The sequence below is a fragment of the Pandoraea commovens genome (assembly GCF_024704525.1).
In the GTDB taxonomy this organism is placed as follows: Bacteria; Pseudomonadota; Gammaproteobacteria; order Burkholderiales; family Burkholderiaceae; genus Pandoraea; species Pandoraea commovens.
Genome location: NZ_CP102780.1, coordinates 4,305,105 through 4,326,890, shown reverse-complemented (window position 1 = coordinate 4,326,890; position 21,786 = coordinate 4,305,105). Strand labels below are relative to the sequence as shown.

The following is a 21,786-nucleotide window of genomic DNA, read 5'->3' as shown; positions in this document are numbered from 1 at the left end:
GCGCTTACGATTGCGTCGCCGTGCGCGCCTGCGGCTCCCCGTCGCGCTTGCGATACCACAGGAAGTAGATCAGCAGCACGGCGGCCACGAACGGCACCCCGAAGATCATCGTCATGCGGAACACGCCGGTCAGGAGCGTCGTGATCATGATGGCGGCCATGAGTGCGGCCCCCAGCAGCGTGAGCCACGGAAAGCCCCACATACGAAACGCCAGCGGCGGGTGGTTCTCGCGTCGCCATGCGCGACGGAAGAAGAAGTGCGTGACGAAGATCATCATCCACGTGAGCATCGCGCCGAACATCGAGATCGCCATCATGAACGTGAACGACGACTCGGGATACAGGAAGTTCACGAGTGTGGCGAGCGCAATGCCGACCGTCGAGAGCAGCAGGGCGGCCAGCGGCACGCCGCGCTTGTTCACTTCACCGAAGCGGGCGGGCGCATAACCGGCGCGCGAGAGCGAGAACATCATGCGAGTCGTGATGTAGAGCTGGCTGTTCATCGATGAGAGCGCCGCGATCAGTACCACGAAGTTGATCACGCCTGCTGCACCCGGAATGTTGATGGCCTGCATGACCTTCACGAACGGGCTTTCGTCTTGCCCGGCGGCGGTCCACGGCACGATGGCGAGCATCAGCGCGAGCGTGAGCAGATAGAACAGCACGAGGCGCACGACCGTCGAGCGGAAGGCGCGCGTCACGGCACGCTCCGGGTTCTCGGCTTCACCGGCGGCTACGGCGATCATCTCGATGGACAGATAGCTGAAGATCGAAATGATGACGGCCACCCACATGCCCCAGAGTCCCTTCGGGAAGAACCCGCCGTGCGCGGTGTAGTTCGCGAATCCGGCGGGCGAATGCGCGCCGTCGGCCACGGAACCCGGTGCAATGAACACCACGTAAGCGCCGATCAGAATGAATACGACGATGGCCGTGATCTTGATGAGCGAGAAGCCGTACTCAATCGTGCCGAACAGATTCACCGACATGGCGTTCACGAGTACGAGTGCGGCGGAGAAACCCGCGACCCAATACCAGCCCGGCACTTGCGGGAACCAGTACTTCATGTAGACGGCGATGGCGCTGACCTCGGTGCCCACGGCCAGCACGATGCACGACCAGTAGGCATAACGCACGAGAAAGCCCGCCCACGGCCCGATGTAATGCTCCGCGTACGCGCCGAACGAGCCCGACGTCGGATGCGCGACGGTCATCTCGGCAAGGCATCCCATGAGCATGAGCGCGATGAGCGCACCGATGGCATAGGAGATCAGCACGCTCGGCCCGGCGAAGCCGATGGCGAAACCGCTGCCGAGAAAGAGTCCGGTGCCGATGGCGCCGCCAATGGCGATCATGGCCATCTGGCTGGCGGTGAGGGAGCGTCGCAAGCCTTGTTCGCGGCGCGTGATGTGCGAGAAATCGCGCTTGCCGGACGAAGGTGACGAAGCCGACGATGAAGACGATGGGGGCTGGGGAGTACGCGTCATGACACACCTTTCACTACAAAAGTTGAAGCGTGCTGCGGGAAGGGGGGAGGGGGGCGCGAGCCCGTCCAAAACAGAACGACGCTCGCGCCTGCCGCTTAGAAGATGTGGCGGATACCCGTGCCTACACCGACTTGCGTCGAGTTACCCGGCAGTTCGACGCGTGCTGCGCCGCTGACCTTGTTGTAATCGACCGTGCCATAGAGTTGCGTGCGCTTGGACAGCGCGTACTCGGCGAGCAGCACGTACGTATAGCGACGACCTGAACCGGCATCGCCCGCCTGGGCGTTGATGTTCTTGATGTCGTCGAAGTACGCGGCGCCGGTGATGGCGAGGTTCGGCATGGCCTGAATGGTCGTGCCGAGGTAGAACGTCGTGTCCTTGCGCGGGTTGTCGTTCAGGTTGCCCGTCGTGACTGTGTGCGCCGGATCGTTGAGCGTGCCGTCGAGCCAGCCGCTGCGATCGCGTCCGCCCATGTAGCCCACGAACACCTTGGCGATGGAGACGCTGTAAATTCCGCCGAGGCCCCACATCTGCTGCACGCGCTTGGCTGCGTCGCGCGCTTGCTGATACACCCCGGCGACCTGGAACGGGCCCATCGCGTAGGCGGCGCGTGCGCCCCAGTAGTTGCTGGCGGCCATCGTGCCCGCCGTGTTGCCGAAGCCGTAGGTTGCGCCGACCGACAGGCCGCCGAACGTACCGGCGTAGCTCACCGCGTTATCCACACGACCGCGCGTGATGTTGTACATCCACGAGTTGTTCGCGTAGTTGCCGATGGTGAGCGGGTCGAAGTCGCCATAGACGTTGAACGCCTCGGTGGCCTGACGCCCGATCTTGATCGTGCCGTACTGGTTTTGCAGGCCGACGAACGCGTAGCGGTCGAACAGACGCGGACCGTTGGCGAGCGTGCCGTTTTGCGGGTTGATACCCGACTCCAGCTGGAAGATCGCCTTCATGCCGCCGCCGAGGTCTTCCGTGCCCTTGAAGCCGAAGCGGCTATTGGTCACGGCACCGTTGGCGACTTGCCACAGGGCGTCGTTGTTGGCGTTCGAGTTGGTCTGATAGCGCACGCTCTGGTCGACGATCCCGTACAGGGTGACGTTGCCCGAGCTTTGTGCTGCGGCGGTGGTGCTGAAGGCGAGGCCGCAAGCGGCCGAGAGGATGGCCAGACTGGCCGGAATTGCAGACTTCATGGGTCTCCTGGTGACGCCTTGTAGACGTTTTATGAATGCTCTTTAAAACGATCCGCCGTTCCTTCCGATATAGGAGACAGCGGATTCTTCTCGGCACGACGACTGCAATATCTGAAAGCACCCGACAGGAAATGTCTCGCCCTTCCGGCGCGGGGCCGAGGGCTATCATATCAACGCAAAAATTGAATTTGCTTGCTATTTCTATCAAGCAACTGGCGGTAAATCGAAGGATCTGCCAGAATCCTGGGAAACTTGATGGATTCTGCCGATGAACCTCGACCTTGCCGATCTGCGCATCCTCCGCCATCTCGAACTCAATGGCCGCATTTCCAACCAGGAACTGGCGGATGCCGTCGGCCTGTCGCCGTCGGCATGCCTGCGCCGGGTGAAATTGCTGGAGGATCGGGGAGTGATTTCCGGATACCGCTGCATCGTGGACGCACAGCATATCGGGCTGGAGTTCGAAGCGCTAGTGCAAATCACGCTGCGTCCGGACGTCGATCAGTGGCACGAAAAGTTTCTGGCGGCGGTGCAGAACTGGCCCGAAGTGGTCACTGCGCGCATCGTCACCGGATCGGCAAATTACATCTTGACGGTAAGAGCGCGCAACCTCGCGCATTACTCCGACTTTATCGTCAATGAGCTGTACCGCGCGCCGGCCGTTATGTCGATTCAATCGAACATTGTCCTAAAGACAATCAAGAATACGCAATCGCTTGTCGACCTCGTGAAGCAGAAATAAAAAATCTAGAACATATTAACTATTCTCAAAGTACGAGAGAGAATTCTTAAAAGAAGAGACGCAGCATGGCAGTGATTACCACCATCGAGGACTTGCGAGTTCTCGCGCAACGGCGCGTACCGCGCATGTTTTACGAGTATGTCGATTCCGGCTCGTGGACCGAGTCCACGTATCGGGCCAACGCCGACGATTTCGGTGGTATCGGTTTCCGTCAGCGGGTGGCGGTCAACATCGAGCATCGCAGCACGCGCACGACGATGCTCGGCCAGCCGGTGGCGATGCCTGTCGGGCTGGCCCCTACGGGCATGACGGGGATGCAGCATGCCGACGGGGAGATTCTGGCGGCGCGCGCGGCGGAAGCCTTCGGTGTGCCGTTCACGCTCTCGACCGTGTCGATCTGTTCCATCGAGGACGTGGCGGCACACACGAAAGCGCCGTTCTGGTTTCAGCTGTATGTCATGCGCGATCGCGACTTCATCGAGCGTCTGATCGACCGGGCGAAAGCGGCCGGATGTTCGGCGCTGATGGTGACGATGGATCTGCAAATCAGCGGCCAGCGCCACAAGGACATCAAGAACGGGCTGTCGGCCCCGCCGAAACTCACGCTGCCGAACATCGCCAACATGATGACCAAGCCGCGCTGGTGCATGGGGATGTTGGGTACGCGTCGTCGCACGTTCGGCAATATCGTCGGGCACGCGAAGGGAGTGGACGACATCGGTTCGCTGGCCGCCTGGTCTGCGGCGCAGTTCGATCCGTGTCTGTCGTGGGACGACGTCGAGTGGATCAAGAAGCGCTGGGGCGGCAAGCTGGTGCTCAAGGGGGTGCTCGATCCGGAGGATGCGCGCGCGGCACGCGACACCGGGGCGGACGCCATTGTGGTGAGCAATCACGGCGGACGACAACTGGACGGTGCGATCTCGTCGATCCGCGCGTTGCCGGACATCGTGGCGGCGGTGGGTCGCGATACGGAAGTCTGGCTCGACGGCGGTATCCGGTCGGGGCAGGACGTGATCAAGGCGATGGCGCTGGGCGCGAAGGGCACGCTGATCGGGCGTCCGTTCCTGTATGGTCTGGGCGCGATGGGGGAGGCCGGTGTGCGTCGCGCGCTGGAGGTGATTGCGAAGGAGATGGACGTGACGATGGCGCTCACAGGTCGCACGACCGTTGACCGTCTGGACCCGTCGATGCTGATCCCGGGCAGCTACCCTACGGGCATCGGCCCGTACTTGGCGGAGCCGGGTGGCCGCTAACACCGCCAACACCCGCGTCAATCAGAAAAGCCGCAGCTACCCGCTGCGGCTTTTTTCGTTTCCGTAGGGCCATTCCGATAAATCGACAACCACGCACCCTGGCAGCCGACGCTCAGGGATGATGTGCAGCAAATATTCGAGGCGCACCATGTTGACCTATCCCATCACGCTTAAGCGAGATACCAATGGCACGTTGCTGGTAACGTTCCCGGACGTGCCTGAAGCGATCACGGTCGGCGAGACCGAAGAGGACGCGCGTGAACAGGCGCTCGAAGCGCTTGAGGCGGCATTGGCGTTCTACTTCGCACAGAAGACACCGATTCCGTGGCCGTCGCGTCCGAAGCGGGGGCAGGCAACGATTACGCTGTCGACGCCTTGAAGTTCGGGCGGTCTGAGGTCAGACACGCCCGACCGCCTGCATCAATGATGATGCTTGCGATGACCGCGACGCTTGCCGCGGTAGTGATCGTCGTCGTACGAGCTGGAGCGGGACATATTGCCGCCGAGCGCCGCACCGGCACCGCCGCCGACGGCCGCGCCGATCAGGCCGCCCGAGCGTCCGCCCATGGCATTGCCTGCGGCCGTGCCCGCGCCGCCACCCAGGGCGCCGCCGAGGATTGCGCCCGTGCGCTCGCGGCGGTTCGACGTGATCGCGCCTCCTGCGCCACCGCCGACCGCACCGCCCAGCACCGCACCGGTGCTACCACCCAGCGCGCCGCCCACGGCTGCGCCTGCCACGCCGCCCAGCGCACCGCCGAGGGCATTGTTCATATCGCTGGCGCTCGCCGTCAGAGAAGTCGTTGCAGCCAGCGTGGCCATCGCCACGATCGGAAAAATTCGCTTGAACATGAGTCTTGATGAGAATTCGGATTATCGCGACGCAAGTATAAAGAGACCCCGCCGCGCCGCCGTCTCCCCAATGTTTCACTTCTCGTAAGACGGGTAACAAAGTGTTTCGGTGCGTGCAATCAGGTCACATCGACGCTACCGCCGCTCTCGGTGCCGTCGACATCAGACGTCTCCGTTGTGCCCGCGCGCCGTCGTGACGCGACCTTCATTTCTGCCACGAAGCGGTATAACTGCGCCGCCGCAGGCGAGAGCGGACGCGCCTTGCTGCGAATCATCCCCATGCGGCGCGTCACCACCGGATCGATCAGCGGCACACTCGTAAGCAGCGGATGGCCGCTGCCCGGCATCGCCATCGTCGGCACCGCCGCGACCCCGAGGCCTGCTTCCACCAGCCCGATCATCGTCGTGACGTGCTGCGTCTCGCAAATGCTCGGCGGACGTTGCGGCAACCCGGTCAGCGCCTGATCGAGCAACAGCCGGTTGCCCGACGCCTTGCCGACGGTGATGTAGTCGTATTCGTATAGCTCGCGCCACGTCACCCGCTTCTTGCCCGCCAGCGGATGATCGCGACGGCACGCCGCCACGTACCGTTCCTGCAACAGCAGCTTGAACTCGATGTTCGGCTCCTGACTGCCGATGAAATTCAGCCCGAAATCGGCATCGCCGTTCACCACGGCCGCCAGCACTTCGTTGGCGCTCGCATCAAGCACCGAGACACGAATGCGCGGGAACGCCCGGTGATAACGCGAGATCACTTGCGGCATGAAGTAGTAAGCGGCCGACGGCACACAGGCAATCGTCACGTGCCCGAGACTCGACGATGCGACGTCGCGAATCCCCAGCAGTGCATTGTCGAGATCGTCGAGGATCCGCTCCGCATCGCGGGCGAAAGCGCGACCGACGTTGGTCAGCGCCACGCGACGCGTACTGCGCTCGAACAGTTTGACGCCCAGCGCCTCTTCTAACTTATCGATGCGACGCGACAACGCGGGCTGGGAGAGATGAATCGATTCGGCCGCGCGTCGAAAGCTCGCGAGTTGCGCGACCGCGCGAAAGGCCTGCAGATCGTTCAGATCGAAGTTGATCGCCATGACATGGGGGAGTGAATGCCGTACAAGCACACGGCGGACCCTGAAACCCTTGATGGCAAGGGGCGGCGGGCAGCGACCGGTGCGGCGCAGAGTGTAACGTGTTACCGCTCGGTAGGTGCATAAGCATCCTGCCATTGATAGCGTGTGCGCATCAATCTTTCCAAAAAATGCAATTCACAAGCGCGGAACTTCCGGCGCACCATTAGCGGCTTCATCAAGCGTCCGTGACGGCTCGACACGTCCCTGGCAGAGACGCAGTGCGACGATTAATCTCGGTCCGACCCCCCGGGCCGCAGGCAACACGGAGACAGCGCATGTCACAGCGCCCCCAAGACGCGGTTTCGCGTCGCCCCTCGAAAGTCGGCGCGGTCATTCGCGTCACCGCCGGTAACTTCCTCGAACAATTCGATTTCTTCCTGTTCGGTTTCTACGCCACCCAGATTTCCCGCGTCTTCTTCCCGACGGACAGCGAGTTTGCGTCGCTCATGCTGACCTTCGCCGTCTTCGGCGCAGGCTTCCTGATGCGTCCGCTCGGCGCCATCGTGCTGGGCGCTTACATCGATAACGTCGGTCGTCGCAAAGGGCTGGTCACGACACTGGCCATCATGGCGAGCGGCACGATCCTCATTGCCTTCGTGCCCGGTTACGAAACCATCGGTCTCGCTGCCCCCGTGCTGGTGCTGATCGGCCGGTTGCTGCAAGGCTTCTCGGCCGGTGCCGAACTCGGTGGCGTGTCCGTGTATCTCGCGGAAATCGCCACCCCAGGCCGCAAGGGCTTCTACACGAGCTGGCAGTCGGCCAGCCAGCAGGTCGCCATCGTCGTCTCGGCGGCGCTCGGCTTCACGTTGTCGCTCACGCTCACCGCGCAGCAGATCGCGGCATGGGGCTGGCGTCTGCCGTTCCTCGTGGGCTGCATGATCGTGCCGGTGATCTTCGCGCTGCGCCGCTCGCTTCAGGAAAGCGACGAGTTCAAGGCACGCAAGCGTCACCCGTCGGTCGGCGAAGTGTTCCGCTCGATGGCGGCGAACCTTGGCGTCGTGATCGGCGGCACCATGCTCGTGGCGCTGACCACGACGGCGTTCTACCTCATCACCGTCTACGCCCCGACGTTTGGCAAGAGCGTGCTGCACCTGTCGAGCGCCGACGCGCTGCTCGTCACGCTGTGCGTTGGCGTGTCGAACTTCATCTGGCTGCCGATCGGCGGCACGCTGTCGGACCGTATCGGCCGTCGTCCGGTGTTGCTGCTGTTCGCCGGTCTCACGCTGCTGACGGCTTACCCGGTGCTGTCGTTCCTCGTGCAGGCCCCGAGCTTCACGCGCATGCTGGTCGCGCTGCTGTGGCTCTCGTTCCTGTACGGCATGTACAACGGGGCGATGATCCCGGCGCTGACCGAAGTCATGCCGCCTGACGTGCGTGTCGCTGGCTTCTCGCTCGCGTATAGCCTTGCGACGGCGCTCTTCGGCGGTTTCACGCCTGCCCTGTCGACGTATCTGATTCACGCGACGGGCGACAAGGCCGCACCGGGCTACTGGATGAGCTTCGCTGCGCTGTGCGCCATCTGCGCGACGCTCGCGCTCTATCGTGGTCGCAGCAGCAGGCAGAACCCCGCCGGAGTCGCGGCTGGTTGATATCCCCCGATACCGGACGCCGCAAAACGACGGCGTCCGCGTCATCCCAATTCACAATAACGAGAGACAGGTCACACCATGAAAGGCATTTCGACGCGACGTTTGCTGAGCGCACTGAGCGTGGGCATCGTCCTGACGGCGGCGCTGGGCGCAACACCGGCGAGCGCAGAAAATCTGAACGTGATGAATTCCGGCGGCTTCACGGCGGCGTACAAGCTGCTGTTGCCAAAGTTTGAAGCTGCCAGTGGCGATCACGTCGACACGGCGTGGGGCCCGTCGATGGGCAAGGCGCCCGAGGCGATCCCGAACCGGCTGGCGCGCGGCGAATCGGCCGACGTCGTGATCATGGTCGGTTACGCGCTCGACGACCTGATCAAGGCGGGCAAAGTGCGTGCGGACTCGCGCGTCGATCTGGCCGACTCGCGCATCGGCGTCGTGGTCAAAGCGGGTGACGTCGTGCCCGACGTCAGCACGCCGGAGAAGCTGAAGGCGGCGCTGCTGGCGGCCAAATCGGTCGCGTACTCGGACAGCGCAAGCGGCGTGTACGTCGAGCGCGAACTGTTCAAGAAGCTGGGCATTGCCGAGCAGATGCAAGGCAAGGCGGTGATGGTGCAAAAGACGCCGGTGGCCGAAAAGGTCGCCGCCGGCGATTACGCACTGGGTCTGCAACAGGTCAGCGAATTGCTGCCGGTCAAGGGCATCGCCTTCGCGGGCAAGATTCCCGAGTCGCTGCAATCGGTCACGCGTTTCGCCGGGGGGGTGCCCGTGAGCGCACCGCATCCGGAAGAAGGTAAGAAGCTGCTGACGTATATGGCGGCACCGTCCGTGGCCAAAGATGTTGAGTCGACCGGTCTTGATCCGCTGACGCACTGATTCGGCGGTTGTTTCGCAGGAAAGCCAACGCGGCCCGATGAACGTCGGGCCGCGTTTTTTTGTGCCTCGCAACGTCGGTGCGGATGAGCAAATCTAGATAGCGAATATGTGAAATAATTTTTTCGCTTCGGTATCGGGCCGGGATTGGCCGACAATGACGCATCAGATAAAGACGTCGCACCGGACGACGTCGATACCATCGAATTCATCGATAGCGAGGAGAGAGACATGGCCGCAGTGCCAAACCTGAACGACATCGTCGCGCTCGACGCGCTGGCGCTGTCCGACGCCATTCACCGTCGTCGCGTGTCCTGCCGCGAGGTGATGCAGGCGTATCTCGCGCACATCGCGCAGTACAACCCCGAGGTCAACGCCATCGTGTCGTTGCGCGACGCGCAGACGTTGCTGGCCGAAGCCGACGCACGCGACCGTCAACTGGCCAGCGGCGAGTCGCTCGGCTGGATGCACGGCATGCCGCATGCGGTGAAGGACATCGCGTCGTGCGCCGGATTGCCCACGCGCAAGGGGTCGCCGTTGACATCCGACGCGCCGGACACGCAGGACAGCATCAGTGTGTCGCGCATTCGCGCGGCCGGGGCCATCTTCATCGGCAAGACGAACGTCTCCGAGTTCGGACTCGGTTCGCACAGCTACAACCCTGTTTTCGGCACCACGGGCAACGCCTATGCCCCCACGCGCATTGCCGGTGGCAGCAGCGGCGGCGCGGGCAGCGCGCTGGCGCTGCGCTTGTTGCCGGTGGCCGACGGAAGCGACTTCATGGGCTCGCTACGCAACCCGGCGGCGTTCGGCAACGTCTACGGATTCCGGCCGTCGCAAGGCCGAGTGCCGTACGGTCCGGCACCGGAAGTCTTCGTGCAGCAAATGAGCACCGAAGGACCGATGGGACGCACGGTCGCCGACGTCGCGCAACTGCTCGACACGCAGTCCGGCTACGACCAACGCAGCCCGCTGTCGATTGCGAACGGCGCATCCCGCTTCGCCGGTGCCTTGCAGCGTGACGTCAAGGGACTCAAGCTCGGCTGGCTCGGTGACTACGGTGGCTATCTGCCGATGGAAGACGGTGTGATGGCGCTGTGCGAGGCGTCGCTGAAGGATTTCAGCGCGATGGGATGCGAGGTCGAGGCGTGCGCGCCCGACTTTGCGCCTGACCGGCTTTGGCAGACGTGGCTCACGCTGCGTCACTGGATGGTGAACGGCTCACTCGGTGAGATGTACGCCGATCCGGCGCGTCGCGACAAGCTCAAGCCGGAAGCGCGATGGGAAGTGGAAGGCGGTGCGTCACTGCGCGCGACCGACGTCTTCCGTGCATCCGTCGACCGCAGCGAATGGTACCGGTCGCTGGCGCGTCTGTTCGAGCGTTACGACTTCCTGCTGCTGCCGTCGGCGCAGGTGTTCCCGTTCGACACGCAGACGCACTGGCCTTCCGAGGTTGCGGGCAAGTCGATGGACACCTATCACCGCTGGATGGAGGTCGTGATCGGGCCGACGCTCGCAGGCTTGCCCGCGATCAGCGTGCCGGTCGGGTTCGATGCACGCGGGCTGCCGATGGGCTTGCAGATTATCGGACCGGCGCAGGCCGATCTTGCGGTGCTGCAACTCGCGCATGCGCACGAGCAGCAGACGCAGTGGGTGCAACGTCGTTTGCCGCCGATGCTGGCGGGGCGCTGACACGTCGCGCAGCCCCGATCTGCGCAAAACCACGCAGGCAAACGTCTTACTTAGGACGCGACGCCTGCGCGCGTGCCCGCAGCGGCTTGAGTAAGTCACCGAGCGCGTTGTGGTCGATCTCGTGCATCAGCGCGAGCAGACGGCCGATCTCGTTGGGGGGAAAGCCTTCGCGGGCGAACCAACTGAGGTAGTTGCCCGGCAGGTCGGCGATCATCGTGCCCTTGTGCTTGCCGTAGGGCATGGGCGTGGTTACGAGGCGCATCAGCGCGTCGGCGTCGAAATTAAGCATGAGCGCAGGTATAGCTCAAACCCGCGACGTCAGCAACTGCCACCCTGCCGCACCGAAAACGACGGCCAGACAGCCATCGAGCCAGCGGCGGATTCTGAGGTACACGCGCCGCGCGGTTTGGGTCGAGAACAACATCGCGTAGCCGCAAAAGATCATCAGCCCGAGCACCGCGCAGCCGGGCACGACGGCCACCGGCATGCTCCCGTCCGGTCCCGACGACAACGCGACCACAGACATCCACCCCAGTACCGCCTTCGGATTGGTGAGATGGAACAGCGTGCCACGCACATAGAGGCGCTTGAGGGACAACACCCCGTTGGCGTCCGTGGGTACGAACGTCGCTGCCTTTGACGGACGCAGCGCCGCACGCCCCGACTTGAACGCCAGCCACAACAGATACGCACCGCCGAAGAGCTTGAGCGCGACGAGGAACTGCGCGTAGGCAAGCAGCGTCGCCGAGATCCCGAGCATGGCGACCGTCGCCCAGAACAACGAGCCGGACATGACGCCCAGTGCGAACGTGAGCGCCGGACGGCGTCCATGGTTGGCGGCGATGGACATAATCGCGAGATTGCTCGGCCCGGGACTTGCGGCGTTGACGAAGTACGCCGTGAAGGCGACCAGAAGATGGGCGGAGAGCGCGGTGCTGACGATCATGGCGGACCTTATGGACCTTATGGACCTTATGAACATTAGGCCCGATGACCGATACCCGATGTGGGGCAAGCCGACGGGCACTCTGACGGGGAATCGTCAGAGTGTCGGGTCGCACCCCGCCTCGCGCCATAGACAGTTCGCGTGATTTCTACCGAGCCAGTTGTCGATGCGGCTGCCCTACGCCCGTGCGCTTAAGCGTTCCGCCTCGTTACACCTTGACGGAGAAGCGCCGGTCGAAGGTCGGCCGGACGTCGAGCGGCTGACGCAGCAATCCGACCTGCGCGTAGAAGTCCGCCGTGCGTTGTTGCTCGGCGACGAGTGCGTCGTCGATGTTGCGCCATTTCGTCGCGCGCCGCGAGAACTGGAGTTTCGCCGCTTCGACGGGAATGCCGATGATGCGCGCCATCGCGGCTGAGTACGCGTCCACGTGCTGGTACGACCAGACTTGCGCGCGCACGACTCGGGCCAGAAAGTCGCGCAGCACTTCCTGTTTGGTGGCGATAGCGGCGTCTGTTGCGGCGAGATAGCTCAGCCCCGACCAGAGCCCTCGACCGTTCACGAGCACGCGCGCACGCCCCGTTGTTTCCGCCACCGCCGTATAAGGCTCCCACGTGGCCCAGGCGTCGACCGAGCCACTTGCCAGTGCGGTGACCGTATCGGCGGGCGGGAGGAAGCGGAAATTGACGTCGCCCGGCGCGAGCCCTGCTGCCGTGATCGCCTTGAGCGTGACGAAGTGCCCGATGGAGCCGCGCGTCGTGCCGATGTTCTTGCCCTTGAGGTCGGCGGCGGTGCGCAGCGTCGCGTCGGGGCGCACGAGCACGGCGGTGCCGAAAGCGTCCGAGCGATTGGCACCGATGATTTTGATGGCCGCACCGGCGGAAAGCGCGAAGATCACCGGCGCGTCGCCGATCGGTCCGCAATCGACGGCACCGGCGTTGAGCGCTTCGGCCAGCGGCGCGGCGGCGGGGAACTCCGTCCATTGGATGTCGTACGGCAACTGCTTCAGTTCGTCGGCCGCTTCGAGCAGCGCGCGCAGTCCGCCTTTCTGGTCGCCCGCCTTGAGGACAGGGCGTCCCGATTGAGCGAACGCGGTGCCCGGCAGCGCAATCGTGGTCAGCGCACCAGCGGCGCTGGAAGTCGTGACGTACTGCAGGAAACGGCGTCGGGAAATCGTCATGATGAAGGCCTGTGATGGATCGGAAGGGTCTTGAGGTTGAGGTGTTGTGGCCGTGCGTGTCAGTGCACGAAGCCGCCTTTGACGAAGCGCACCGGGTCGCTATCCATCTCGCGGAGCGTGGCGGTGAGCGGGTCGCGTGCAGACGATTTGTCGCCGTCTTGCAGCGAGGTCGACGTCGTGCACATCAGGCCGCCGTCGGCCCAGCCGCGACGTCCTGCCGGGGCGAGCGCGCGCAGCCAGCCGTCGCGATCCGCCAGCCACTCCGTGCCCGCCAGACCCGATGCCGATGCGCCTGCGATCTGTGCGAAGACGTGCCACGCTTCGCTCGCATCGGCGACACAGTCCGCACGGGCACCGAACAGCGGCGTGACGTTGCCGGGTGCGCGCTGTGTCGTCACCGTGGCCACGGTAGCCACCTTGCGTACGGACGCGGCCGCCATCCCCGTCGCCTGAACATCGTCTCGCCGGATCAGCAGCGTGAGGAATCGCGGGTCTTCGAAAGGCGGGGGATGGGCTGCGTCGACTGCCACTACGCGAACGCGCTGATTGCCGCGCCATGCGTCCAGCGTGCGGTCGGGACGTCCCGCGCATTTCACGGCGACCGATGGCAGCGCAATCGGCACGGGCCAGCTACCTCCGGCGGCCACGCCTGCGGACGCGGACAACACGCGCATGTAATCGAGGGCGGCCCACACTTCGCGGTCGCTCAGTCGACCGACGAAACCCGGCATGGTGACGCCGTGATCGTCGCGCATGCCGTACAGCACGTGCCAGAACAGCTCCCCGTCGGCGCGACGGCTCAGCAGCGCACTCGCCATCGTGGGCGGCCAGCGTCTGAGCGTTGCAGCGAGGGGCCCCTCACCGCGTCCATCCGCGCCGTGGCAGGCGGCGCATTGCGCCGAATAGATACGTGCGCCGCGCGCGATGCTGTCGACGGTGAAGCCCGTCGGACTCGTATGAAAGCTGGTCGGCACGGCGGCCGTCAGCCACAACTGAGGCGATGGCCACGGCGCGAAGACGAGCGCACCGATGGCCGCCACCGTCAGCCAACGCCACGCACGTCGCCAACACACGGCGAGCAGCAGGCAGACGACGGCGAATGCGATAGCCGCGAGCATCCACGCGAACTGTCGGGCGAGCGCCACGTCGATGACGAGGTTCTCGCCCGCAATGCGCTGCGCCCACGGCCACGCGGGCGCGCCGTGCGAATCGTCGGTGATGCCGAGCGCATAGAGCGCGCTCAGCCACGTCGATTGCACGAACTGCAAGGCTTGCAGCAACGCATTGAGCCAGAGATGGGAAGGCGGCGAGGTCATCGGTGCAGAGGCGACTTCAACGACATCGCAGTACGGCGAACCAATAGGCTAACGACAGCACCCAATTCAGAATTACCAGCTTGCATCGAGCCCCAGATGTCGGAGCGCTTCGTGGCGCAGTTCGGTGATGCGGGCGTCGCCGCGATGACGCGGGTAGGGCAGATCCACATGCAGCTCCGCCACGATCTTCGCCGGGCGCGGGCTGAACACGATCACGCGTTGCGCGAGGAACAGTGCCTCCTCCACGTCGTGCGTGACGAGCAGCGCAGAGAACCCTGCGCGCTGCCACAACTCGACCAGTTCGCTTTGCATCGCCAGCCGCGTGAGCGAATCGAGCTTGCCGAGCGGTTCGTCGAGCACCAGCAGACGCGGGTCGTTCACGAGCGCACGGGCGAGCGCGACCCGTTGCGCCATGCCGCCCGAGAGTTGATGTGGGAAGGCGTCGGCGAACTCGGAGAGGCCCACGCGCGCGAGCGCCGCATCGACACGATGACGTTCCTTCCTGAGCACGCCGCGCGCTTGCAGACCGAGCGCCACGTTGTCGCGCACAGTTCGCCAGGGGTAGAGTGTCGGGTCCTGAAACACCACGATGCGCGACGGATCGGGGCGCGTGATGGCCGCGCCGTCCTGCGAGATGGCGCCGCGCGTGGCCGTCTCCAGACCAGCGACAAGGCGCAGCAACGTGGACTTGCCGCATCCGCTCGGGCCGAGCAGCGCGACGAACTCACCGGTCGCGACTTTCAGATCGACGCCGTCGAGCACCTGCAATGGCGACTGACGTGAGCCAAACCAGTGACTTACGCCCTGAATGTCGATCTGCGCGCCGGTATCGTTGGCCGGATGTGCACCGTTGTGAATCGAAGGCGATGGCAAAGCGGCATCCGCACCTGCGAACGTGGGGGAAGAAGTTGACGAGGAAGTTGAGGACGAAGCGGCGGCGCTTACCATTTGACGGTTCCTTTCTGCCAGGCGAGTGCACGGTCGCGCACGGTGAAGAGCAGTGTGATGACGCCGGAGAAGAGCAGGGCCATGACGATCAGCGCGGCGTACATGTTCACGTAAGACGCCCAGCCTTGCGCCCATGTGAGATACCAGCCGAGGCCGGACTTCACGCCCATCATTTCGGCCGTCACCAGCACCGAGAACGACGCGCCCAGCCCCATGAACAGGCCGACGAAGACGTTCGGCAGCGCGGCCGGAATCGCCACGCGCAGCACCAGAAACGCTTCGGACGCGCCCAGCGTGCGTGCCACGTCGTAATAACTCTTGTTGACGCCTGCGACGCCCGACCACGTGAGCACGGCAACGGGAAAGGCCGTCGAAAGCGCGATGAGGAAGGCCGCTGCGGAATAGCTCGACGGGAAGAAGTAGAACGTGAGCGGCAACAACGCCGTGGCGGGCACGGGGCCCAGCACGCGAAGCACCGGGTGCACCCAGTAGCCAATGGCGCGCGACCAGCCGATCGAGACGCCGATCAGAAAGCCCGCAATCGCCCCGAAGCCGAAGCCCAGACCGAGCAGCTTGAGGGTGTTAGCGGCGCTGTCGCCGAGACGTCGCCAGTCTTCCGTGTAGACCTCGATGAGGGCCTGCGGCGGTGCGAAGAACGGCGTAGGCAGCGAGCCGGTCTTTGCGGTAAGGATTTCCCAGGCGGAGAGCGCCACCGCGATGGCCACAAGCCACGGCCCCGCACCCGTCAGGGCTTCACGCAACCGCAGCAGCGGCGGTGTCGCGCGGCCAGCAACCGACAGCACGGCGAGGAGGGCGGCCACAGCCAGCGCAAACACGCCCAACTCGTCGGTGAAGGCCCAGTCGGAGAAGCCGACGACCTTGTTCGGCCAGCGCAGCGTGAGCGCACCGAAGGCGGCCCACGCCAGCGCGGCGGCGAAGCCCACACCCCACAGCGCAGACGTGCGCGGGGCGGCGAACAACTGGTCGATCTCGGTTTCGTCGAAGGCCGGGATGCGCGGCACGGAAGCGGCGCTCGCCGCACTGGTCCGCAGCGCGGAGCCTTCGGTCTGTTCCGTCAGCTCAAGCGCACTGGCGGGCGATGCACCGCGCAGTGCGGCGTTGTCGAGAATGGCACTCATGGTCACTTGTCCAGTGATGCGCGCTTAGCCCAGCACGTTGGCGTAGACGTGTTGCGCGAGTTTCTGCGGATCGGTCGTCTTCTTGAGCACACCGATGCGGCGGAAGTCGTCGGCGAAGTACGCGATCTCGTCGCGCAGGTCCACGCCGGTCGGGTGATGCGAATAGGTCAGCGTGGCGTAGAGCTTGCGCAGATCCTCGGGGCTGATCTTGGGCGAGTACTTCGCGAAGATCTTCGCGGCCTCGTTCGGGTTCTCGTTGACGAATTCGGTGGCCTGCACGATGGAGCGTGCCAGCGCACTCGCCGCCGCGCGGTCGTTGCGCACCAGATCGCCGCGCGCGCCGATCACGCAGCACACCTTACGGGCGTACTCGCCGGAGAGGTTCGTCGCCAGTTCGACGTAAGCGCCGTTAGTGCGCTTCTCCAGCAGATAGAGGTTCGGATCGCCGTCGGCAATCGCCTGGATCTCGCCCTTGTCGACGGCGACACCGAGCAGGTCGGCCGGGTACTGACGCCAGGTGATGTCTCGCTCGGCGTCGATACCGTTTTTCGCCAGCAGAATCTGGAAGAAGTGCTTGCCCGGTGCAGCCAGATCCGACACGCCGACCGTCTTACCCTTGAGGGCAGCGAGCGACGTAATGCCCGCCGCCTTCGAGCCGAGCAGGCGCACGCAGCCGCCGTGCGAACTACCGATGATCTTCACGTCGAAGCCCGATTCGAGCGGCTTGAGCCAGCGGTGAATCATGCCCACGGCCGCGTCGGCCTTACCGGTGGCGATGGATTCGAGCAACTGGTCCGTCGAACCGCTGTAGTTGATCAGGTCGACTTGCAGGCCGTTCTTCTCGAAGAAGCCACGCTCCTGTGCGGCAACGATGGGCGTCAGGCAGAACGAGTTCTGGTTCCACGCGAAGGTGAGCTTCTTCGGCTGCGACCAGGCCCGACGGCCAAGCAGCAGGGCGGGCGCGGCAAGCGCGAAAGCGGTGCCTGCACGCAGCACCTTGCGGCGACCGGCGTGCACGTCGGCCTTGGTGGCGGTGCTGCTGATACCGGTAATGCCAGTGGTCTTGTCGGTGTGGCGGAACTTCATGGGTACGACTCCCCTGTTGATTTCTGATGTTTGTGTGTCTGGCGCTTTAGTCGATCACGTCTGTCGATCACGTCAGTCAAGAAGATCGGGCTCCGCCTCGACGAGACCTTCGTAAAGGCTCTCGAACGAATACAGCGCGCCCTCTGGGCCGCCGACCTGACTGTGCGTGTGACGTGCCGTCGCTTCGTCGATGGGGTGCGGCGTACCTGCGGCTTCGGCGAGCAATTGCGTGTGCGCCACGTTCTCCAGCGCGATGTACCACCACGCGGCGGCTTCGACGCTCGGACCGGCGGTGAGAATGCCGTGGTTCTTCAGAATCACGCCTTTGACGGTGCCGCTGCCATCCGGCTTGTTCAGCGCGTGCGCAATGCGGTCGCCTTCGCTGCCGTCGACCACCATGCCGGTGAAGTCGTCGAACAGCGCGTGGTCTTCGAAGAAGCCGCACGAATCCTGCGTGAGCGGATCGAGCGGACGGCCCAGCGTCGACCACGCTTTGCCGTAGGTCGAGTGCGTGTGCGCGGCGGCGACCAGATGCGGATGCGCTTCATGGATGGCCGCATGAATGGCAAACGCCGCTTTGTTCAGGGGACGGTCGCCGACCACGGTCTCGCCTTTGGCGTTCACCAGCAGCAGATCGGAGACCTTGATGCGCGAGAAGTGCACGCCCAGCGGATTGACCCAGAAGTGATCGGGCAACTCCGGGTCTCGTGCGGTGATGTGACCGGCCAGCCCGAGATCGAAGCCGTGGCGCGCGAAAATGCGGAACGCGGCGGCGAGCCGTGTCTGACGATGGCGACGCTCGGCGAGGATGTCGCTGCGCACGGGCGGCGCGTCGAACCAGAAGCGCTGCTGCGGCGCGGCGTTGAGCACGAGGCCGGTCGGTGTGGTCTTGGTCTGCGCGGGTGGGGTGGACGTGGTGCGTCCGAAGCTATGTGTGTCGACGGGCAGAACGGCTGCCATAGTGTTTTCTCCGTGTCGTGTGGGGGCGCCGCTCAGGCGGCGCGGCGCGTGGCGTCGTTCTGACGGTCGCGCTCGGCGACCAGCGTGCGCAGACGCGGAATTAGCTCTCGGCCGTAGTCGATGGCGTCGCCCAGCGGATCGAAGCCGCGAATGAGGAACGTCGTCACGCCGAGGTCGTAGTAATCGAGCAGGGCGTCGGCGACTTGCTCCGGCGTGCCGACGAGGGCCGTCGAGTTCGAGCGTCCGCCGATCAGCTTGGCGATCTCCGTCCATAACACTTTGTCCAGACGCGCGCCCTTGTCGGCGGCGGCGAGCAGACGTCGTGCGCCTTCGCTTTGCAGCGCCGAGCCTTGCGGCACACCGGCGGCTTCACGGATCGCCTTGGCTTGCGCCAGAATCTTGTCGGCACGTTCCCACGCCTTCGCTTCGGTCTTGGCCAGCACCGGGCGGAACGAAACCGAGAAGCGCGGCGTGCGGCCATGCACGGCGGCGGCGGCGCGCACGCGCGTGGTGATGTCGCGCACCTGATCGAGCGATTCGCCCCACAGCGCGTAGATGTCGGCATGTTTGGCCGCGACTTCCAGCGCGGCGTCGGACGCGCCGCCGAAGAAGATCGGCACATGCGGCTGCTGCACGGGCTTGACCTCGGAGAAGCCCTGTTTGAAGCGGTAATACTTGCCGTCGTGATCGAACGGCGTGTCTTCCGTCCAGATGCGACGCAGGATGCTCAGGTATTCGTCGGTGCGCGCATAGCGCTCGTCATGCAGCAGGAAGTCGCCGTCGCGCTGCTGTTCTTCGTCCGATCCGCCGGAGATAAAGTGGACGCCGAGGCGGCCGCCACTGAACTGATCGAGCGTGGCGATCTGACGTGCGGCCAGCGTCGGCGCAACGAAGCCCGGACGATGCGCGAGCATGAAGTGGATGTTCTCGGTCACTGTGGCCGCATAGGCAATCGTGAGCGTGGCCGACGGGCTCGTGGAGTGATGGGGCACCAGAATGCGGTCGAAGCCGGATTGCTCGTGAGCGCGCGCAAAGTTGCGCACGTAGTCGCGGTCGACAGCGGCCCCCTTCTTGGGATGAATTTCGGACTGCTTACTGCTCTGAATCATGCCGATGATTTCTACGCTCATGACGACGTTCTCCTTGTGGGGTAAGGGACGCGTGCACGGCGACGTGGGTCGGTTTGCGCTACACGCCCATCGATCGGAACAGACGGTGAATGGGAGTGAGCCTACGCAAACAATCATCGAGCGTTAAATAATCATTTACGCAAAGATTATTCGATATGGATGGTTGGGCGCGGCATCGCCGAGCTTTACGCTAGGGGCACTGCGTAGATCGGCGCATTGTGCGTCGAACGCGTATTTGCTTATTCCAAAATCATGGCTTCTTCAGGTCTCGCATCTTCCGGGGCGGTGCTGCCACTGCCGACCCAGCCACGTGGAGACGGCCCCGCACGTCACGCGCAACTCGATGCGCTCCTGCCTCCGATCACCCGCGCGCTGGCCGAGAGCGCGACAGCGCTCGATCGCGATGCACGTTTTCCATTTGACAATTTCGCGCTGCTGCATCGCCACGGGCTGATCTCGGAAGTGGTGCCGCGTGCGGCGGGCGGGGGGGATGGCGGTCTCGCGACGGCACGTCGCATCGTCGGTGCCGTTGCCAAGGGGGAATCGGCCACTGCACTGGTGCTGACGATGACGTATCTCCAGCACCGCTCGCTCGTGCGGGAAAGCACGCGCTGGCCGCAGGCGCAGCGTCGCGCGGTGTTCGAGAGTGCGGTGCGTGAGGGTGCGCTGATCAACGCGCTGCGCGTGGAGCCGGATCTGGGCACGCCCGCCCGGGGCGGGCTGCCCTCTACGATTGCACGACGCACCGAGACAGGCTGGCGTTTGTCCGGCCGCAAGCTCTATTGCACGGGCATTCCCGCGTTGCGCTGGCTCAATGTGTGGGCACGCACGGACGAGGCGGAGCCGCGCGTCGGGGTGTTCTTGGTGCCACGTCCCGCCGGTCCGACGGATTCGCCAGACCGCCCGGGCATTCGCGTCGTACAGAACTGGGATCACCTCGGGCTGCGCGCGTCCGCCAGCCATGAGGTCGTGCTGGAGGACATCGATCTGCCGTTCGGTAACGCCGTCGATATTCGTCCACCGAACGAATGGGCACCGGCGGGGATCGGTCAGCGTGACAACGATGCACATATCGAACAACAGGCATGGATGAGCGTGCTGCTGGGCACGCTTTACGATGCGGTCGCGCGCGCTGGCGTCGACTGGCTCGTGACGTTCCTGAACACCCGTGTGCCGGGCAATCTCGGCGCGCCGCTGGCCACTGTGCCGCGCATTCAGGAGACCGTCGGAGAAATTGCCGCGTTGCTGCACGTCAACCAGCGTCTGCTGGACGCGGCGGCGCAGGCGGCCGATGCGGGAGAACCCGATGACGATATCGCCAGCGGTGCGCTAAAGTTCACGGTGACGGGCAATGCGATCCGAGTCCTCGAACTGGCCTTGCAGCTTTCGGGCAATCACGGGCTTTCGCGCAACAACCCGCTTGAGCGCTATCATCGCGACGTGCTGTGCAGCCGTATCCACACGCCGCAAAACGACACCATTCTGGGCGCTGCCGGTCGGCAGACGCTCGCTGCTTTCCGGGAATTCGCATGACTGGTACGACCGAAGTGCTGGATGGCATCGCCTTGTCGCGCGACCTGCCAGCTCACGATTACGACGCGCTCGATCCCTTGCGCACCTTCGTCGCCGGGTTCTCGCGACTGTTGGATCGACGTCCCAATGAAACCACGCTACTTGAAGAGGGCGCGGGCCTGCTCGCTCAACTGGTGGCGCGCGACGACTGGCTGCCCGACGCATTCGCCACGCCGCATCCCGACCATTACCAGCAGTTCTTGCTGCACTGCGACTCGGCGCAGCGTTTCTCCATCGTGAGCTTCGTCTGGGGCCCTGGGCAGCGCACGCCGATTCACGATCACACCGTATGGGGGCTGATTGGCATGCTGCGCGGCTCGGAAGACTCGCAACCTTATGTGCTCGACGCGAAGGGTGTTCCCGTCGTGGCAGGCGAGGCGGTGCGGCTACTGCCGGGCGACGTGGAAGTGTTGTCGCCGCGTCTGGGCGACATTCACCGCGTGAGCAATGCGTATGCGGATCGCGTGTCGGTGAGTATCCACGTGTATGGCGCGAACATCGGCGCGGTGCATCGCAGTGTCTTTACCGAGACGGGCGAGCGCAAGGGCTTCGTGTCCGGCTACGCCAACGCGCAGTTGCCCAATCCGTGGGGCAAGGCCGCGCCACCTGCCGACAAACAATAGACAAGCCTCAACGTTTCGACTTCTGAAGAATTCAAGGAATGACCGTGTCCGAGCATCCGAACCACACGACCCCCGATGCACCGTCGCA

The 21,786-nt window shown here is 64.3% G+C and carries 21 protein-coding genes; 8 read left to right on the top strand and 13 right to left on the bottom strand.

Going from position 1 to position 21,786, the window contains the following annotated elements:
• Nucleotides 1-4: 4 nt before the first annotated feature.
• Both NTU39_RS19450 and NTU39_RS19445 read right to left on the bottom strand, forming a co-directional pair.
• The gene (locus tag NTU39_RS19450; RefSeq protein ID WP_257958331.1) at nt 5-1,486 is read right to left on the bottom strand and encodes an amino acid permease; all 1,482 of its coding nucleotides are present in this window, start codon (nt 1,484-1,486) and stop codon (nt 5-7) included.
• Nucleotides 1,487-1,581: 95 nt separating this feature from the next.
• Nucleotides 1,582-2,676 carry a porin gene (locus NTU39_RS19445; RefSeq protein ID WP_150665989.1) on the bottom strand — a complete coding sequence of 365 codons (1,095 nt, stop codon included), beginning with the start codon at nt 2,674-2,676 and terminating at the stop codon, nt 1,582-1,584.
• A gap of 268 nt (nt 2,677-2,944) precedes the next feature.
• On the opposite strand from NTU39_RS19445, the gene NTU39_RS19440 reads away from it, so the two are divergent.
• The 3 genes from NTU39_RS19440 (at nt 2,945) to NTU39_RS19430 (ending at nt 5,050) form a co-directional block, all read left to right on the top strand.
• Entirely contained in the window at nt 2,945-3,418 is a 474-nt protein-coding gene (locus NTU39_RS19440) for an Lrp/AsnC family transcriptional regulator (protein ID WP_039396747.1), read from the top strand.
• 65 nt (nt 3,419-3,483) lie between these two features.
• Nucleotides 3,484-4,671: an alpha-hydroxy acid oxidase gene (locus NTU39_RS19435; protein WP_150665990.1), complete on the top strand. Its 1,188-nt coding sequence runs from the start codon at nt 3,484-3,486 to the stop codon at nt 4,669-4,671.
• Between the two features lie 148 nt (nt 4,672-4,819).
• The gene (locus tag NTU39_RS19430; protein WP_246184710.1) at nt 4,820-5,050 is read left to right on the top strand and encodes a type II toxin-antitoxin system HicB family antitoxin; all 231 of its coding nucleotides are present in this window, start codon (nt 4,820-4,822) and stop codon (nt 5,048-5,050) included.
• Nucleotides 5,051-5,091: 41 nt separating this feature from the next.
• On the opposite strand, the gene NTU39_RS19425 is transcribed toward NTU39_RS19430, so the two are convergent.
• Nucleotides 5,092-5,520, bottom strand: coding sequence for a hypothetical protein (locus NTU39_RS19425; RefSeq protein ID WP_039396756.1), 429 nt, complete (start codon nt 5,518-5,520; stop codon nt 5,092-5,094).
• Nucleotides 5,521-5,639: 119 nt separating this feature from the next.
• The gene (locus NTU39_RS19420) at nt 5,640-6,611 is read right to left on the bottom strand and encodes a LysR family transcriptional regulator (protein ID WP_150665991.1); all 972 of its coding nucleotides are present in this window, start codon (nt 6,609-6,611) and stop codon (nt 5,640-5,642) included.
• A 314-nt stretch (nt 6,612-6,925) separates the two neighbouring features.
• Here NTU39_RS19420 and NTU39_RS19415 point away from each other — a divergent pair, with 314 nt between their 5' ends.
• The 3 genes from NTU39_RS19415 (at nt 6,926) to NTU39_RS19405 (ending at nt 10,801) form a co-directional block, all read left to right on the top strand.
• Nucleotides 6,926-8,239 carry an MFS transporter gene (locus tag NTU39_RS19415; RefSeq protein ID WP_150665992.1) on the top strand — a complete coding sequence of 438 codons (1,314 nt, stop codon included), beginning with the start codon at nt 6,926-6,928 and terminating at the stop codon, nt 8,237-8,239.
• 78 nt (nt 8,240-8,317) lie between these two features.
• Nucleotides 8,318-9,112 (top strand): substrate-binding domain-containing protein, encoded by a 795-nt coding sequence (locus NTU39_RS19410; protein ID WP_150665993.1) that lies wholly within the window; start codon nt 8,318-8,320, stop codon nt 9,110-9,112.
• A gap of 228 nt (nt 9,113-9,340) precedes the next feature.
• The gene (locus NTU39_RS19405) at nt 9,341-10,801 is read left to right on the top strand and encodes an amidase (protein ID WP_150665994.1); all 1,461 of its coding nucleotides are present in this window, start codon (nt 9,341-9,343) and stop codon (nt 10,799-10,801) included.
• Between the two features lie 46 nt (nt 10,802-10,847).
• Here the strand turns inward: NTU39_RS19405 and NTU39_RS19400 are convergent, their stop codons facing one another.
• The 9 genes from NTU39_RS19400 to NTU39_RS19360 form a co-directional block, all read right to left on the bottom strand.
• Entirely contained in the window at nt 10,848-11,090 is a 243-nt protein-coding gene (locus NTU39_RS19400) for a DUF3820 family protein (protein WP_150665995.1), read from the bottom strand.
• 15 nt (nt 11,091-11,105) lie between these two features.
• Nucleotides 11,106-11,747 carry a LysE family translocator gene (locus tag NTU39_RS19395; RefSeq protein ID WP_150665996.1) on the bottom strand — a complete coding sequence of 214 codons (642 nt, stop codon included), beginning with the start codon at nt 11,745-11,747 and terminating at the stop codon, nt 11,106-11,108.
• Between the two features lie 208 nt (nt 11,748-11,955).
• Nucleotides 11,956-12,924, bottom strand: coding sequence for an ABC transporter substrate-binding protein (locus tag NTU39_RS19390; protein ID WP_257958330.1), 969 nt, complete (start codon nt 12,922-12,924; stop codon nt 11,956-11,958).
• Nucleotides 12,925-12,983: 59 nt separating this feature from the next.
• Nucleotides 12,984-14,240, bottom strand: coding sequence for a c-type cytochrome (locus NTU39_RS19385; protein WP_257958329.1), 1,257 nt, complete (start codon nt 14,238-14,240; stop codon nt 12,984-12,986).
• A 72-nt stretch (nt 14,241-14,312) separates the two neighbouring features.
• Nucleotides 14,313-15,188 carry an ABC transporter ATP-binding protein gene (locus NTU39_RS19380; RefSeq protein WP_257958328.1) on the bottom strand — a complete coding sequence of 292 codons (876 nt, stop codon included), beginning with the start codon at nt 15,186-15,188 and terminating at the stop codon, nt 14,313-14,315.
• On the bottom strand, nt 15,182-16,327 hold the full coding sequence (locus NTU39_RS19375; protein WP_257958327.1) for an ABC transporter permease: 1,146 nt from the start codon (nt 16,325-16,327) through the stop codon (nt 15,182-15,184). Before NTU39_RS19375 ends, NTU39_RS19380 begins: the two co-directional genes overlap by 7 nt.
• 24 nt (nt 16,328-16,351) lie before the next feature.
• Nucleotides 16,352-17,413 (bottom strand): ABC transporter substrate-binding protein, encoded by a 1,062-nt coding sequence (locus NTU39_RS19370; RefSeq protein WP_373275323.1) that lies wholly within the window; start codon nt 17,411-17,413, stop codon nt 16,352-16,354.
• A 72-nt stretch (nt 17,414-17,485) separates the two neighbouring features.
• The gene (locus NTU39_RS19365) at nt 17,486-18,373 is read right to left on the bottom strand and encodes a class II aldolase/adducin family protein (RefSeq protein ID WP_257958326.1); all 888 of its coding nucleotides are present in this window, start codon (nt 18,371-18,373) and stop codon (nt 17,486-17,488) included.
• 32 nt (nt 18,374-18,405) lie between these two features.
• Nucleotides 18,406-19,503, bottom strand: a complete 1,098-nt coding sequence (locus tag NTU39_RS19360) for an LLM class flavin-dependent oxidoreductase (RefSeq protein WP_257958325.1) — start codon at nt 19,501-19,503, stop codon at nt 18,406-18,408.
• Nucleotides 19,504-19,755: 252 nt separating this feature from the next.
• Here NTU39_RS19360 and NTU39_RS19355 point away from each other — a divergent pair, with 252 nt between their 5' ends.
• On the top strand, nt 19,756-21,036 hold the full coding sequence (locus tag NTU39_RS19355; protein ID WP_257958324.1) for an acyl-CoA dehydrogenase family protein: 1,281 nt from the start codon (nt 19,756-19,758) through the stop codon (nt 21,034-21,036).
• Nucleotides 21,033-21,698: a cysteine dioxygenase family protein gene (locus tag NTU39_RS19350; RefSeq protein WP_150666004.1), complete on the top strand. Its 666-nt coding sequence runs from the start codon at nt 21,033-21,035 to the stop codon at nt 21,696-21,698. Before NTU39_RS19355 ends, NTU39_RS19350 begins: the two co-directional genes overlap by 4 nt.
• Nucleotides 21,699-21,786 lie beyond the last annotated feature (88 nt).

Coding starts and splice junctions, on each gene's coding strand:
- NTU39_RS19450 (WP_257958331.1), bottom strand. CDS start 1,486: ATGACGCGTACTCCCCAGCCCCCATCGTCTTCATCGTCGGCTTCGTCA.
- NTU39_RS19445 (WP_150665989.1), bottom strand. CDS start 2,676: ATGAAGTCTGCAATTCCGGCCAGTCTGGCCATCCTCTCGGCCGCTTGC.
- NTU39_RS19440 (WP_039396747.1), top strand. CDS start 2,945: ATGAACCTCGACCTTGCCGATCTGCGCATCCTCCGCCATCTCGAACTC.
- NTU39_RS19435 (WP_150665990.1), top strand. CDS start 3,484: ATGGCAGTGATTACCACCATCGAGGACTTGCGAGTTCTCGCGCAACGG.
- NTU39_RS19430 (WP_246184710.1), top strand. CDS start 4,820: ATGTTGACCTATCCCATCACGCTTAAGCGAGATACCAATGGCACGTTG.
- NTU39_RS19425 (WP_039396756.1), bottom strand. CDS start 5,520: ATGTTCAAGCGAATTTTTCCGATCGTGGCGATGGCCACGCTGGCTGCA.
- NTU39_RS19420 (WP_150665991.1), bottom strand. CDS start 6,611: ATGGCGATCAACTTCGATCTGAACGATCTGCAGGCCTTTCGCGCGGTC.
- NTU39_RS19415 (WP_150665992.1), top strand. CDS start 6,926: ATGTCACAGCGCCCCCAAGACGCGGTTTCGCGTCGCCCCTCGAAAGTC.
- NTU39_RS19410 (WP_150665993.1), top strand. CDS start 8,318: ATGAAAGGCATTTCGACGCGACGTTTGCTGAGCGCACTGAGCGTGGGC.
- NTU39_RS19405 (WP_150665994.1), top strand. CDS start 9,341: ATGGCCGCAGTGCCAAACCTGAACGACATCGTCGCGCTCGACGCGCTG.
- NTU39_RS19400 (WP_150665995.1), bottom strand. CDS start 11,090: ATGCTTAATTTCGACGCCGACGCGCTGATGCGCCTCGTAACCACGCCC.
- NTU39_RS19395 (WP_150665996.1), bottom strand. CDS start 11,747: ATGATCGTCAGCACCGCGCTCTCCGCCCATCTTCTGGTCGCCTTCACG.
- NTU39_RS19390 (WP_257958330.1), bottom strand. CDS start 12,924: ATGACGATTTCCCGACGCCGTTTCCTGCAGTACGTCACGACTTCCAGC.
- NTU39_RS19385 (WP_257958329.1), bottom strand. CDS start 14,240: ATGACCTCGCCGCCTTCCCATCTCTGGCTCAATGCGTTGCTGCAAGCC.
- NTU39_RS19380 (WP_257958328.1), bottom strand. CDS start 15,188: ATGGTAAGCGCCGCCGCTTCGTCCTCAACTTCCTCGTCAACTTCTTCC.
- NTU39_RS19375 (WP_257958327.1), bottom strand. CDS start 16,327: ATGAGTGCCATTCTCGACAACGCCGCACTGCGCGGTGCATCGCCCGCC.
- NTU39_RS19370 (WP_373275323.1), bottom strand. CDS start 17,413: ATGAAGTTCCGCCACACCGACAAGACCACTGGCATTACCGGTATCAGC.
- NTU39_RS19365 (WP_257958326.1), bottom strand. CDS start 18,373: ATGGCAGCCGTTCTGCCCGTCGACACACATAGCTTCGGACGCACCACG.
- NTU39_RS19360 (WP_257958325.1), bottom strand. CDS start 19,503: ATGAGCGTAGAAATCATCGGCATGATTCAGAGCAGTAAGCAGTCCGAA.
- NTU39_RS19355 (WP_257958324.1), top strand. CDS start 19,756: ATGGCTTCTTCAGGTCTCGCATCTTCCGGGGCGGTGCTGCCACTGCCG.
- NTU39_RS19350 (WP_150666004.1), top strand. CDS start 21,033: ATGACTGGTACGACCGAAGTGCTGGATGGCATCGCCTTGTCGCGCGAC.